This window comes from Pantoea endophytica (assembly GCF_002858935.1).
In the GTDB taxonomy this organism is placed as follows: Bacteria; Pseudomonadota; Gammaproteobacteria; order Enterobacterales; family Enterobacteriaceae; genus Pantoea; species Pantoea leporis.
Window position 1 is genome coordinate 105,005 of record NZ_PJRT01000001.1, and the last position, 12,788, is coordinate 117,792.

General features: G+C 53.6%; 13 protein-coding genes. 10 read left to right on the top strand and 3 right to left on the bottom strand.

Annotation, left to right across the window (positions count from 1 at the left end; translation table 11 throughout):
* Positions 1–9 precede the first annotated feature (9 nt).
* The 3 genes from PZBJ_RS00500 (at position 10) to PZBJ_RS00510 (ending at position 1,827) form a co-directional block, all read left to right on the top strand.
* Positions 10–405, top strand: coding sequence for a polyketide cyclase (locus tag PZBJ_RS00500; RefSeq protein WP_101760704.1), 396 nt, complete (start codon positions 10–12; stop codon positions 403–405).
* 436 nt (positions 406–841) lie between these two features.
* Positions 842–1,108 (top strand): hypothetical protein, encoded by a 267-nt coding sequence (locus PZBJ_RS00505; RefSeq protein WP_101760705.1) that lies wholly within the window; start codon positions 842–844, stop codon positions 1,106–1,108.
* A 74-nt stretch (positions 1,109–1,182) separates the two neighbouring features.
* Entirely contained in the window at positions 1,183–1,827 is a 645-nt protein-coding gene (locus tag PZBJ_RS00510) for an oligosaccharide flippase family protein (RefSeq protein ID WP_101760706.1), read from the top strand.
* An 80-nt stretch (positions 1,828–1,907) separates the two neighbouring features.
* Here the strand turns inward: PZBJ_RS00510 and PZBJ_RS00515 are convergent, their stop codons facing one another.
* Entirely contained in the window at positions 1,908–2,600 is a 693-nt protein-coding gene (locus PZBJ_RS00515; RefSeq protein WP_101760707.1) for a response regulator transcription factor, read from the bottom strand.
* Between the two features lie 291 nt (positions 2,601–2,891).
* On the opposite strand from PZBJ_RS00515, the gene PZBJ_RS00520 reads away from it, so the two are divergent.
* Positions 2,892–3,509 carry a trimeric intracellular cation channel family protein gene (locus PZBJ_RS00520; protein WP_008109765.1) on the top strand — a complete coding sequence of 206 codons (618 nt, stop codon included), beginning with the start codon at positions 2,892–2,894 and terminating at the stop codon, positions 3,507–3,509.
* On the opposite strand, the gene ligB is transcribed toward PZBJ_RS00520, so the two are convergent.
* Positions 3,423–5,192, bottom strand: coding sequence for an NAD-dependent DNA ligase LigB (gene ligB / locus PZBJ_RS00525; RefSeq protein ID WP_101760708.1), 1,770 nt, complete (start codon positions 5,190–5,192; stop codon positions 3,423–3,425). The genes PZBJ_RS00520 and ligB overlap by 87 nt on opposite strands.
* A 240-nt stretch (positions 5,193–5,432) precedes the next feature.
* Between ligB and gmk the strand changes: the two genes are divergently transcribed.
* From gmk to recG, 5 genes are read left to right on the top strand one after another with little or no spacing between them, the layout of a single operon-like run.
* Positions 5,433–6,056, top strand: a complete 624-nt coding sequence (gene gmk, locus PZBJ_RS00530) for a guanylate kinase (RefSeq protein WP_008109768.1) — start codon at positions 5,433–5,435, stop codon at positions 6,054–6,056.
* Positions 6,057–6,113: 57 nt separating this feature from the next.
* Positions 6,114–6,389, top strand: a complete 276-nt coding sequence (gene rpoZ, locus PZBJ_RS00535) for a DNA-directed RNA polymerase subunit omega (RefSeq protein ID WP_007885265.1) — start codon at positions 6,114–6,116, stop codon at positions 6,387–6,389.
* 20 nt (positions 6,390–6,409) lie between these two features.
* Positions 6,410–8,521 (top strand): bifunctional GTP diphosphokinase/guanosine-3',5'-bis pyrophosphate 3'-pyrophosphohydrolase, encoded by a 2,112-nt coding sequence (gene spoT / locus PZBJ_RS00540; RefSeq protein WP_101760709.1) that lies wholly within the window; start codon positions 6,410–6,412, stop codon positions 8,519–8,521.
* 3 nt (positions 8,522–8,524) lie between these two features.
* On the top strand, positions 8,525–9,220 hold the full coding sequence (gene trmH / locus PZBJ_RS00545) for a tRNA (guanosine(18)-2'-O)-methyltransferase TrmH (protein WP_101760710.1): 696 nt from the start codon (positions 8,525–8,527) through the stop codon (positions 9,218–9,220).
* Positions 9,217–11,295 (top strand): ATP-dependent DNA helicase RecG, encoded by a 2,079-nt coding sequence (gene recG / locus PZBJ_RS00550; protein WP_101760711.1) that lies wholly within the window; start codon positions 9,217–9,219, stop codon positions 11,293–11,295. The genes trmH and recG overlap by 4 nt, the downstream gene beginning before the upstream one ends.
* On the opposite strand, the gene PZBJ_RS00555 is transcribed toward recG, so the two are convergent.
* Positions 11,292–11,777, bottom strand: a complete 486-nt coding sequence (locus PZBJ_RS00555; protein ID WP_101760712.1) for a MarR family winged helix-turn-helix transcriptional regulator — start codon at positions 11,775–11,777, stop codon at positions 11,292–11,294. The two genes, recG and PZBJ_RS00555, sit on opposite strands and share 4 nt — an antisense overlap.
* Positions 11,778–11,847: 70 nt before the next feature.
* On the opposite strand from PZBJ_RS00555, the gene PZBJ_RS00560 reads away from it, so the two are divergent.
* On the top strand, positions 11,848–12,783 hold the full coding sequence (locus tag PZBJ_RS00560; protein WP_101760713.1) for a quinone oxidoreductase family protein: 936 nt from the start codon (positions 11,848–11,850) through the stop codon (positions 12,781–12,783).
* Positions 12,784–12,788 lie beyond the last annotated feature (5 nt).

Below are 12,788 nucleotides of genomic sequence, written 5' to 3' on the forward strand. Positions count from 1 at the left end.
GGAGGTCCCATGCTGCCATCTCAGACCGTCACACTAACGGTTCCACGCAACTGGTTAGATTTGTATGAAACCATCTGGAAACCGGAATGCTTTGCAAAATGGGCGAGCGGACTCAGCGCCAGTACGCTGACGCAGGAAGGGAACAGCTGGAAAGCCAAAGGTCCCGAGGGAACGGTAAAGATTCGCTTTACCCCACACAATCCCTTTGGCGTGATGGATCACTGGATTGATACCGGAACGGGTAAAGAGATTTATATGCCGATGCGGGTGATTGCCAATGAGCAAGGTGCGGAAGTGGTGATGGTGGTTTATCGTCAAGCATTCATGTCTGACGAGAAGTTTGCCGAGGATGTTGCATGGGTAAAACGCGACCTGGAACAGCTTCTTCATCTGTTAACTCATTAGAATCAATGGATTATGCAGAGATCGCTTCTTTAACGCATGCTGGAATCAATCAATAAAAATCGCTTACTTTTTTGCTCAGTAGCGTTTAACTGTTTTGCTCAAACCTTCACGTATTTATCTGTTAATCACCAGTCTGGCTTAAGCATCCTCAACAGGAAAATTCCTGGTGAGGATGTGCAGAAAAATGCTGAGTGCCTCTGATTTATCAAAGTTTTTTCTTTTTTTCTTTATCACTGATCCATTCAACCCTATGGAATGAAGAAAAGCACTAATAAATAGTAAATCACTCGCCTTATATATTCTGATGCAAATTCTGAAACCATTTATTCCTGCGGTCTATTTATAGGAGTTTTCTGATGGTGTTAAATTAATTAAAACACGGTATAACTCATTTCACACACAGCAGTAACCATAATAACAACAGCAGGGAAATAACATGGATCGCTCAACCTATCCTTTGTTATCAGAAAAAGAATTTGTTGAGATTGCCAGCCGGATGCTGGCCGGGGAATATATAAACTCAAAGGGATTTTATAATGATCTTACGGATTTCCTCCGCACAGGAGGAGATACCATTAAGACAACAACATCATTAAACGCCAGGGTCATCTTAATAAATTCAGAACATCATTTAATTGAACGCATTTTTACGTGGCAAAACCTGAAAGGTATATCAGGGCTGCGTCAGGATGCGCTGCATTGATGTAAGCTGTGCTTTGGCCTGTGGCCAGAGTAACCCCTTAATTGCACTGGTACATATACCATAATGAGCAGAATATGGCGATAAGAGAAAAAAATCTGACCAACGCTAAATGGTCAATTTTGTCATCGATTAAAATCGTCGGCATTGGTGTTTTACAACTTTCACTTCTGGCACAAATACTCCAGGCAAACGAGTTAAATTTACTCGCCATTGCTATTGTAATGTTATTGATTATTGACACACTGGCCGATCGCGGATTTGGCAATACCATTATCAGAACTAAAAACCTGAACAATAGCGATCTCTCAATATTATATTGGGGGAATGTATTAAGCGGACTCGCTATTTTTGCCGCGCTGTTTATTGGTAGCGATATTTCTAGCCGAATAATGAATCAACCCGAAATGGCAATAATGCTGGAAATGATTTCGGTCATCTTCATTATTATTCCGCAGGGACAACATTATCGCGCCATATTACAGCGGGAAAACCAATTTTCACGCATCGCTTTCGCGGAAACATCTTCTGTACTGGTGGGATTAAGCGTCACACTGTTTACCGTGTGGCTGACACCTTCAGTGCTGTGCGCCATCTGGGGCTACCTCGCCATGGTATCCATCAGAATGCTGATTTACTGCTACTACGGTCGCTCCTGGTTCCAGCCAGAATACCGCTTTAGCCTGAAAAGTTTCGCTAACGTGCGAGCAAGAAACGGATAATAAAAACAAGTCTGTATGGTGGGCTCTGGGCATCTGAAAAGATGCGTTCGCGTGCTGGTCGCCAGCACGCTTTTTTCTTTTTAGGCTTCCAGTAACTCTTCCAGTGACTGAAAACTGAGTTCACTTAACTTGCCGTTACGCTGCAAGCGCAGCCAACTCACTATCATGCGTAACTCATCAATCACCATGTAGAGATCGGCCATATCATTCTTGCTTTTGACCTGCAGTCGCGCCAGTGCATTGAGTTTGTGTGCATTCACTGTTTTATGACTGATGCCCAGGCGAATGCCGATGTGCTCAATGCTGTAACCCCACGCCATCATCAGTAGTACCCTTAATTGCCTGTCTGGCAGAAGAATATCCGCGCCTTCAACTAACTGAATTTGGGCATTAGTGTTGATGCTGGTGAGGAGACGGCTGGAAAGTATCTGACGAGATGATTTTAAGTCCAACACCGTCAGCGAAGGCAGGTAACGACTGAGCGCATGCATCAGCGGTAACAAACGCCGCGTCAGCACCACGATTTGCATCGTGGGAAACTGCTGCTGTAAGGCGTAAAGCACTTTTAAGGTGCCGGTTAGCGGCATATTTTCATGAAAGATACACACCAGCAAACGCGGTTTCATCTTTTCGCACTTCGCCATGACCGTGCTGAGAGACCATAGCTCATGCAGCTGACACGCAACAGGTAACGAGGACAAAAGACTCTCAAGCCCCAGCGCCGCCAGTTTGTCAGAGGAGAAAAAGAGGATGTCTTCGTTACGAGTTTTCATGCCTGTCCAATAGTTGCTACACGTGATGCCTGAGAGCGGAAAGCCTGCTTCAATTGCCAGTAATCACGTACGACACAAACTGGCTAGAACTTAAGAAGAGAAGATCTGCCCCTCTTCGCATCATTTATACTTATGCGAAAAGGTCAATAACTGCAGATTTATCCCGCCTGCTAAGCCTGTTAGCATGCACGCCATCAAAAAGCCTAATCCGATAACGCTTTATTTAGAAAATCTCAGTGGTCTACACTCTGAGAAATCTTTAGCCTTGCCGCCAATTTACTGGAGTGCTCTATGTTGTTAACCGTTCTCTATATTATTGGTATTACAGCCGAAGCCATGACCGGCGCGCTGGCGGCAGGACGTCGTAAAATGGACCTGTTTGGCGTGATCATCATCGCCTCGGTCACCGCCATTGGCGGCGGTTCGGTGCGTGACATTTTGCTGGGCCACTATCCGCTCAGTTGGGTTAAAAACCCGGAGTACATCATGATCGTGGCTGCGGCTGCGGTTGTGACCACCTTTGTTGCACCGCTAATGACGCACCTGCGCAAAGTGTTTCTGGTGCTGGATGCGCTGGGTTTAGTGGTGTTCTCGATTATTGGCGCCCAGGTTGCACTGGATAGCGGGCACGCCTCCATCATTGCTGCCATCGCCGCCGTGATCACTGGCGTATTCGGCGGAGTGCTGCGCGATATGTTCTGCAACCGCATTCCGCTGGTGTTCCAGAAAGAGCTGTATGCCGGTATCGCTTTTGCCTCGGGCTGGATGTATATCCTGTTGTTGAAAACGCCGCTGGCGCATGAAGCGGTGGTGATCATCACGCTACTGTTCGGCTTCTTCGCCCGCTTGCTGGCGCTGCGTTTCCGCCTCGGTTTGCCGATCTTCAACTATCCCCATCCTGAACATTGAATCAGTTGCAGGAATCTCCTGCTGCTGCAGAAAGTGAATCAACTGCTGCAGGTGCGCATCCTGCAGCATCATCACAATCCGTTGTGCTAACACGCTACCGATACCGGGCAGCTGCTGCCAGCTTTCCGCCGTTCGCGCCAGCAACTGCGACCACTGCGCATCCGGTAAAGCCTGTAACGCTGCACGCGGCAACGGCAAGCCAAGCGCACTCACCCAGCGTCGCAGCGGCTGCTCACGCGTCAGGTTAAAGCGGTGCCAGATAAGTTGCGCGCGAGCCGGCGTGATGCCATTAGCCTGCGCAATCTGATCCGGCGTCAGTGTCAGCCAGGAAAAGAGATGGCTGATAGCACCGCTATCCAGCAGGCGCTGCCAGCTGCTGCGCTGAACGCCCGCAATATCGAGTACCGACTTCTGGCTGAGCCAGCTAAGGCGAGATAAAAACTGCGCCCGGCAGTCGGCGCTAAAGTGCAGACAGGTTAAGCCGTGGAATTCGCCCTCCTGTGGCGACGCTGGATAATCGCGCTGCGCCACACGCCAAATCACGCGCTCCAGTCGCGGAATGCCTAATCCCGCCAGCGTGAGCGTCACCTCATCACCCGCGATCACATCCAGTTCCCGCCAGCGTCGCAGGGAACCAATGTTTACCCGGCGTACCGTTTTGTCCTCCAGTTGCACCGGTATCAGATTTAGCACCACGGCGATCTTGCCCGTGCGGCCCACATTGAAATCCACTGACAGCACTTCGCTGCTGACTTCTGCTGGTTGATACTTCCATGCCGCTGACCAACTGCCCAGGCCGGGCTGCCAATCGCGCCCTGCACTGACGGGTGATTGATGAATTACCACGCCATCGGTGACAAACGGCAGCGATTCGCGGAACCAGCGATCGCGCCATAACGCGACCTCTTCTTCATTACTCACCTGACGGCTCCAGCTCTGCACCAGCCCAAATCCCCATTGTGTGAGCTGCGCCAGACGATCGGGCATCGAATTGGGTCCATCCGGCCACGCCCAGATAAATACGCCAAGGCGCTCAAGCAGCGGGCTGGTGTCGTGGCGCATCATCGCTCCCGCCACCTGAGCGCGCGCGTTCTTGCCGCCGTCACGCGCCTGTTGATGATCGGTCATTTGCAGAAACAGCTCACCTTGCAGCACCACTTCCTCACGCAAGGTATCAAGCCGCTGCGGGATGGAGGGAATATGTGCGGATTTGGCCAGCCACTCTTCGCCACGTAAACCATCACCGCGACTGATCAATGAGGCCAACTTACCCTGTCGATATACCAAAGTAACGGCGACGCCATCGACTTTCGGCTGCAGCCATAGCGCAGATTTGTCCTGCATCCAGTACGCCACTGCCAGCTTATCGCGCAGTTTGCGCACGCCGGTATGCGCCACCGGATGATGCGTACTGCCGTCGGTGGTGAGTTGTGCATCGTAGGTGGCGTACGCCGGCGTGAAACAGCGCTGCCACTGCTGTAATCGCTGTTGCAGGCTGTCGTAATCGGCATCGGTCACCAGATTTGTGCCCTGCCGGTAATACGCGTCATCCCACTGTCGTAGCTGGGTTTGCAGCTGTGTGATTTCCTGCCCCGCGCGCACCGGCGACCAATTCGGGCAGAGCGCTTCGGCCCAGCAACCTATACTGAATAAGCAACACAATAGACTCAGGCATCCTTTCATCTTCGCTCTCCTTTTTCGCTATTGGAGCGCGCAGCGCAGGCCTTTACCAGCCATGAAGATTGCGCGCTGGATGCTGATTCCAGAGATTAAATTGCTGTTGCAGCCTGCTACATCAGCCTCTGGCGCGGCTTCACAGAAAAAAGAATTGCCTCAGCCAAGCGGCAAACGCTGCGTGACCACCCCAAGCCGTGTATACTGTGCAGGAAATCGACTCCGCTCTTTACTCAATTCAAGATAACCATGGCTCAAGGCACGCTTTATATAGTTTCCGCCCCCAGCGGCGCGGGTAAATCCAGCCTGATTCAGGCGCTGTTAAAGACACAACCGCTGTACGATACGCAGGTGTCTATTTCTCATACCACCCGTGGCGTGCGTCCCGGTGAAGCTCATGGTGAGCACTACTTTTTCGTCTCTAAATCCGAATTCGAGACCATGATTGCAACAGACGACTTCCTCGAACATGCGGAAGTGTTTGGCAATTATTACGGTACGTCACGCGCTGCGATTGAGCAGGTGCTGGCGACCGGCGTGGACGTCTTCCTGGATATCGACTGGCAAGGTGCGCAGCAAATTCGCCAGAAAATGCCTGCTGCACGCAGCATCTTTGTGCTGCCGCCTTCTACCGAAGAGTTGGATCGTCGCCTGCGTGGCCGCGGTCAGGACAGCGAAGAGGTGATTGCCCGTCGTATGCAACAGGCCGTGGCGGAAATGAGCCACTACGCCGAGTATGACTATTTAATTGTTAATGATGATTTCGATCTGGCGCTGTCAGATCTGAAAACCATTATTCGCGCAGAACGTCTGCGTATGGGTCGCCAAAAATCGCGACATGATGCTTTAATCAGCAAACTATTGGCAGTCTGAATTCACTTTCAGTATTATGCCCAGTCATTTCTTCATCATCTGTGGAGTAGCACACCTATGGCACGCGTAACCGTTCAGGACGCAGTAGAGAAAGTTGGTAACCGTTTTGACCTGGTGTTGGTCGCTGCACGTCGTGCACGTCAGATGCAGGTAGGCGGTAAAGATGCGCTGGTTCCGGAAGAGAACGATAAGCCAACCGTTATCGCCCTGCGCGAAATCGAAGAAGGTTTGATCACTACCCAGATTCTGGATGTCCGTGATCGTCAGGAACAGCATGAGCAGGAAGCCGCTGAGTTACAAGCCGTTACCGCTATCGCTGAAGGTCGTCGTTAACAGCACTTCGCAGGTCGCCCTTGTATCTGTTTGAAAGCCTCAATCAACTGATTGAAAAATACTTGCCTGAGGAGCAAATTAAGCGCCTCAAGCAAGCTTATCTAGTCGCGCGTGATGCCCACGAGGGTCAAACACGCTCCAGCGGCGAGCCTTATATCACCCATCCTGTTGCTGTAGCCTGCATTCTGGCCGAGATGAAACTCGACCACGAAACGCTAATGGCGGCGCTGCTGCATGATGTGATCGAAGATACGCCCGCCACTTACCAGGATATGGAACAGCTGTTTGGTAAAAGCGTTGCCGAACTGGTAGAAGGTGTATCCAAGCTCGATAAGCTGAAGTTCCGCGACAAGAAAGAAGCGCAGGCTGAAAACTTCCGCAAAATGATCATGGCGATGGTGCAGGATATCCGCGTCATCTTGATCAAACTGGCTGACCGCACGCACAACATGCGCACGCTCGGCGCATTACGTCCGGATAAAAAACGCCGTATCGCGCTGGAAACGCTGGAGATTTACAGTCCTCTGGCGCACCGCCTTGGTATTCATCACCTGAAAACAGAACTGGAAGAGCTCGGCTTTGAAGCGCTCTACCCGAACCGTTTCCGCGTGATTAAAGAGGTGGTGAAAGCGGCGCGCGGTAACCGTAAAGAGATGATTCAGAAGATCCTTGCTGAAATCGACGGTCGCTTACAGGAAGCAGGTATTCCCTGCCGCGTAAGTGGACGCGAAAAACATCTCTACTCGATCTACCGCAAAATGCACCTGAAAGAGCAGCGTTTTCACTCGATCATGGATATCTACGCTTTCCGCGTCATCGTGAAAGATCTGGATACCTGTTATCGCGTGCTCGGACAGATGCATAGCTTGTACAAACCGCGTCCCGGACGCGTAAAAGATTACATCGCCATTCCCAAGGCCAACGGCTATCAATCGCTGCATACTTCAATGATCGGCCCGCACGGCGTGCCGGTTGAAGTGCAGATCCGTACTGAAGATATGGATCAGATGGCAGAAATGGGTGTGGCAGCACACTGGGCGTATAAAGAGAGCGGCGAAGTCAGCGGCACCACCGCGCAGATTCGTGCTCAACGCTGGCTACAAAGCCTGCTGGAGCTGCAGCAAAGCGCCGGTAGCTCGTTCGAATTTATCGAAAGCGTGAAATCCGATCTCTTCCCGGATGAGATCTACGTGTTCACGCCGGAAGGCCGCATCGTCGAATTGCCGGCTGGCGCCACGCCGGTCGATTTCGCCTATGCGGTGCATACCGATATCGGTCATGCCTGCGTCGGCGCTCGCGTCGATCGCCAGCCTTACCCGCTGTCACAATCGCTGACCAGCGGTCAAACCATTGAAATCATCACCGCGCCGGGTGCTCGCCCGAACGCTGCCTGGCTCAATTTTGTCGTCAGCTCGAAAGCGCGCGCCAAAATCCGTCAGCTGCTGAAAAACCTCAAGCGTGAAGACTCCGTCAACCTGGGTCGTCGCCTGTTGAGCCACGCGCTCGGCGGCAGCAAGAAGCTGGCAGAGATTCCGGTTGAGAACATTCAGCACGAACTTGAGCGCATGAAGCTGACCGCCATCGATGATTTGCTGGCAGAAATCGGCCTGGGCAACGCCATGAGCGTGGTGGTGGCAAAGAACTTGCTGCAGTCAGGCAGTGAAGAGCCGCAGAGCAACAGCAAACGCAAAAAGCTGCCGATCAAAGGCGCGGATGGCGTGCTGATTACCTTTGCCAAATGCTGCCGTCCAATTCCTGGTGACCCGATTGTGGCGCACGTTAGTCCCGGCAAAGGTTTGGTGGTGCATCACGAATCCTGCCGTAACATCCGTGGCTACCAAAAAGAGCCTGAAAAGTTCATGCCGGTTGAGTGGGATAAAGTGACCGACCAGGAATTTGTCGCAGAGATTAAAGTCGACATGTTCAATCATCAGGGCGCACTGGCGAATCTGACCGCGGCAATCAACACTGCCAGTTCCAATATTCAGAGCCTGAATACCGAAGAGCGTGATGGTCGCGTGTATAGCGCCTTTATCCGCCTCACCGCGAACGATCGCGTCCATCTGGCGAATATTATGCGCAAAATCCGCGTAATGCCGGACGTGATCAAAGTTCACCGCAACCGTAACTAGCCCATGAACGCTCAACGTTTTGCCCGAATTCAGGAGATGCTGGCCCTGCGCCAGCACGATCTTACCGTTTGCATGGAACAGGTGCATAAACCGCATAACGTCTCGGCAGTGATCCGTACCGCCGATGCGGTGGGCATTCATGAAGTGCACGCCGTCTGGCCAAGCGTGCGTATGCGCACCATGGTTTCCGCTTCGGCCGGCAGCAACAGTTGGGTGAAGGTTAAAACGCATCAGCATATTGCAGATGCAGTGCGTCATCTGAAGGATGAAGGCATGCAGGTGCTGGCGACCAATCTGTCCGCCAAAGCGGTAGATTTTCGCGACATCGATTACACCAAACCGACCTGCATTCTGATGGGTCAGGAAAAAACCGGTATTACCGCTGAAGCGCTGGCGCTGGCCGATCAGGACATCGTTGTGCCGATGGTGGGCATGGTGCAGTCGCTCAATGTTTCAGTGGCTTCCGCGCTGATTTTGTATGAAGCGCAACGTCAGCGACAGAATGCCGGCATGTATCAGCGCACCTATAGCCTGCTGGATGAAGATGAGCAGCAGCGTTTGCTATTCGAAGGCGGTTACCCGGTGCTGGCACGCGTCGCCAAGCAGAAAGGCCTGCCGTATCCGCACATCAATGGTCAGGGCGAAGTAGAAGCCGACGCCGAGTGGTGGGCCACCATGCAATCTACAGGTAGAAAATGAAAGGCCGTCTGCTGGATGCCATCCCGCTCAGTACCCTGACCGGCGTCGGCGCCAGTCAGGCGGGCAAGCTGGCCAAACTTGGCCTGTTCACCATTCAGGATCTACTGCTGCATCTGCCACTGCGTTACGAAGATCGCACCCAACTGTATAAAATCAATGACCTGCTGCCCGGCGTTTATGCCACGGTGGAAGGTGAAGTGCTGAGCAGCGAAATCACTTTCGGTCGCCGCCGCATGTTGGTGTGCCACATCAGCGATGGCAGCGGCATGCTTACCATGCGTTTCTTCAATTTCAATGCCGGGATGAAAAACAGCCTGGCGCCGGGCCGTCGCGTTACCGCTTACGGCGAGATTAAGCGCGGTCAGCGCGGTGCTGAAATCATTCATCCCGAGTTTCGCGTGCAGGGCGAACAAGGCGGCGTTGAGCTGCAGGAAACCCTGACGCCGGTTTATCCCACTACCGAAGGCATTCGCCAGGCGACACTGCGCAATCTCACCGATCAGGCGTTGACGTTGCTGGAGAGCTGCCCAATTGCCGAGCTGCTACCATCCGAGCTGAGCGGCGGGCTGATTAGCCTGCCGGATGCACTACGCACGCTGCATCGTCCACCGCCGGATCTACGTTTAACTGAGCTGGAGACGGGCCGCCATCCGGCACAGAAACGCTTAATTCTGGAAGAGCTACTGGCGCATAACCTCAGCATGCTAGCAGTACGCGCCGGTGCGCAGCGCCATCATGCATTGCCGATGACGGCGCGCCACGAGCTGGTTGATCAGCTTCTGGCGGCGCTGCCCTTCTCGCCAACCGGTGCGCAACAGCGTGTGGTGGCAGAAATTGAAAAGGATTTGGCCAACGATTTTCCGATGATGCGTTTGGTGCAGGGCGATGTCGGCTCCGGTAAAACGCTGGTAGCCGCACTGGCGGCACTGAACGTCATCGCACACGGCAAACAGGTAGCGCTGATGGCACCGACCGAGCTGCTGGCCGAGCAGCATGCCAACAACTTCCGCCAGTGGTTTGCACCGCTGGGAATTGAAGTGGGCTGGCTGGCGGGCAAGCAGAAAGGCAAAGCGCGCGAAGCGCAGCAGGAAGCCATTGCCAGCGGTCAGGTCGCGATGGTGGTCGGCACCCACGCGCTGTTCCAGGAACAGGTGAAATTCAACGGCATGGCGCTGGTGATCATTGATGAGCAGCATCGCTTTGGCGTGCACCAGCGCTTAGCGCTGTGGGAAAAAGGCGAGGAACAAGGTTTCCATCCGCATCAGCTGATCATGACCGCTACGCCGATTCCGCGCACGCTGGCGATGACGGCTTACGCCGATCTCGATACCTCCACCATCGACGAATTACCGCCAGGTCGTACGCCGGTGACCACGGTGGCGATTCCCGATAGCCGCCGCAGTGAGATCATCACGCGCGTGCAAAGCGCCTGTCACGAAGGACGTCAGGCTTATTGGGTATGTACGCTGATTGAAGAGTCGGAAGTGCTGGAAGCGCAGGCGGCAGAAGCAACCTGGGAAGAGCTGAAAGTGGCGCTGCCCGATTTGCAGGTTGGCCTGGTACACGGCCGCATGAAGCCTGCCGAAAAGCAGGCGGTGATGGCGGCGTTTAAGGCCAATGAAATCCAGCTGCTGATCGCCACCACGGTGATCGAAGTGGGCGTGGATGTGCCGAACGCCAGCCTGATGATTATCGAAAACCCGGAACGTCTCGGTTTGGCTCAGTTACATCAGCTGCGCGGCCGCGTTGGGCGTGGTGCTGTCGCTTCACACTGCGTGTTGTTGTACAAAGCGCCGCTCAGCAAAACCGCGCAGAAGCGGTTGCAGGTGCTGCGCGATAGCAACGACGGCTTCGTGATTGCTCAGCACGATCTGGAGATTCGCGGTCCGGGTGAAATGCTCGGCACACGTCAAACCGGCAACGCCGAGTTTAAAGTGGCGGATTTGCTGCGCGATCAGGGCATGATTCCCGAAGTTCAGCGCGTGGCGCGTCATATCCACCAGCACTATCCAGAGCAGGCGCAGGCACTGATTGAGCGCTGGCTGCCGGAAACCGAGCGCTACAGTAACGCTTAATCCGCCGTCTTGCTTTTATCGATGGCAATAAAATCCCCAGCAAATTTCTGCAGCAGACGCGCCAGCTCGGCGCGCTCTTCATCCGGCCAGCTGGCAAACAGGTTCTGATAAATTTGCGCGCGCGCCGCATCGATTTTGTCAGTCATCGCTTTACCTGCCGCAGTGATCACCGCTTCATTCACCCGTTTGTCTTTGGCATTTTTCTGGCGCTGCGCCAGCCCTAACTCCTCCAGCTTCGCCACCTGACGACTGACGGTGGTGTAATCGCGTCCGGCCCGCTCCGCCAGCTCCACCACGCCAATTGGCCCGAAGCGACCGATTTGAATCAGTAGCGGAAACAGCGCACGATCGAGCTTAATATTTGACTCTTTTATCAATAATTCATCACGTTGTGGACGATTGAAAGTTCCTACAATCATCAGCAGCGCATTGTGCAGATCATCAAATGCAGCACAATTATGTGTATTTTGCACACTTTTCATTGACGTTATCCTGAGGTAAGCCTAATGTGTGCATATTACACATAGTTCCCACTTAACTGAAGGTGAAAGCATGAAAGCAGCGATAGTTTCCGCGGCAGGTGAACTGCCCGTTTACGGTGATTTTCCTGAACCGCAGGCTGGTGAAAGCCATGTGGTGGTAACAGTGAAAGCCGCCGCCGTTAGCCAGCTGGCAAAAGCACGCGCCGCCGGAACGCATTACAGCGCGGCCGCGCACTATCCCTTTATTACCGGCATTGATGGTACCGGCACGCTGAGTAATGGCGATCCGGTTTACTTCCTTGCCTTTAATGCACCTTGGGGCAGCATGGCGGAGAGAACCTTAGTGCCCGCCGACAGCATCGTTTCGTTGCCGGCAAAATTGGATCCGGTGCTGGCCGCTGCGCTGGCGAATCCGGGCATGTCATCCTGGGCGGCATTAACCCGACGCGCCCAGCTGCGTGCCGGTGAAACCGTATTGATCAATGGCGCAACCGGCACGTCGGGCGGTTTAGCGGTGCGTATCGCACAGCATCTGGGTGCAGGAAAAATTATCGCCACTGGTCGTAATCGCGCCGCGCTGGATCAACTGCGCGCGCAGGGCGCCGACCTCACTTTCACGCTGGATGAATTGCCGGACGCGTTACCGGCGTTGATGAAAGAAGGTGTTGATGTGGTACTCGATTATCTGTGGGGCCAGAGCGCACTCGATATCATGCACGCCGCCGTAGCGGGCGGAGAGAAAACGGTACGCTTTGTGCAAATCGGTTCCTTAAGCGGACAGGAAATTACCCTGCACAGCAAACTGCTGCGCTCGTCCGGGCTGACATTAATGGGCAGCGGCCTCGGCAGCGTGTCGGATAAAGAGTTGATCGCCTGCATCGGCGAAATGCTGACGGCCGCCGCCGAGAGCGATTTTTCGATCGCCTTCCAGATGCGCTCGCTGAGTGACGTCGCGCTGGCGTGGCAGGAAGATGACAGCCGTTGCCGTACGGTGTTTACGCTTTAGATCAA

Bases quoted from the DNA above. Each gene is read 5' to 3' on its own strand.
- PZBJ_RS00510 (WP_101760706.1), top strand. From the start codon at position 1,183: ATGGCGATAAGAGAAAAAAATCTGACCAACGCTAAATGGTCAATTTTG.
- rpoZ (WP_007885265.1), top strand. From the start codon at position 6,114: ATGGCACGCGTAACCGTTCAGGACGCAGTAGAGAAAGTTGGTAACCGT.
- trmH (WP_101760710.1), top strand. From the start codon at position 8,525: ATGAACGCTCAACGTTTTGCCCGAATTCAGGAGATGCTGGCCCTGCGC.
- PZBJ_RS00560 (WP_101760713.1), top strand. From the start codon at position 11,848: ATGAAAGCAGCGATAGTTTCCGCGGCAGGTGAACTGCCCGTTTACGGT.
- ligB (WP_101760708.1), bottom strand. From the start codon at position 5,192: ATGAAAGGATGCCTGAGTCTATTGTGTTGCTTATTCAGTATAGGTTGC.
- recG (WP_101760711.1), top strand. From the start codon at position 9,217: ATGAAAGGCCGTCTGCTGGATGCCATCCCGCTCAGTACCCTGACCGGC.
- PZBJ_RS00515 (WP_101760707.1), bottom strand. From the start codon at position 2,600: ATGAAAACTCGTAACGAAGACATCCTCTTTTTCTCCTCTGACAAACTG.
- PZBJ_RS00555 (WP_101760712.1), bottom strand. From the start codon at position 11,777: ATGAAAAGTGTGCAAAATACACATAATTGTGCTGCATTTGATGATCTG.
- PZBJ_RS00505 (WP_101760705.1), top strand. From the start codon at position 842: ATGGATCGCTCAACCTATCCTTTGTTATCAGAAAAAGAATTTGTTGAG.
- PZBJ_RS00500 (WP_101760704.1), top strand. From the start codon at position 10: ATGCTGCCATCTCAGACCGTCACACTAACGGTTCCACGCAACTGGTTA.
- PZBJ_RS00520 (WP_008109765.1), top strand. From the start codon at position 2,892: ATGTTGTTAACCGTTCTCTATATTATTGGTATTACAGCCGAAGCCATG.
- gmk (WP_008109768.1), top strand. From the start codon at position 5,433: ATGGCTCAAGGCACGCTTTATATAGTTTCCGCCCCCAGCGGCGCGGGT.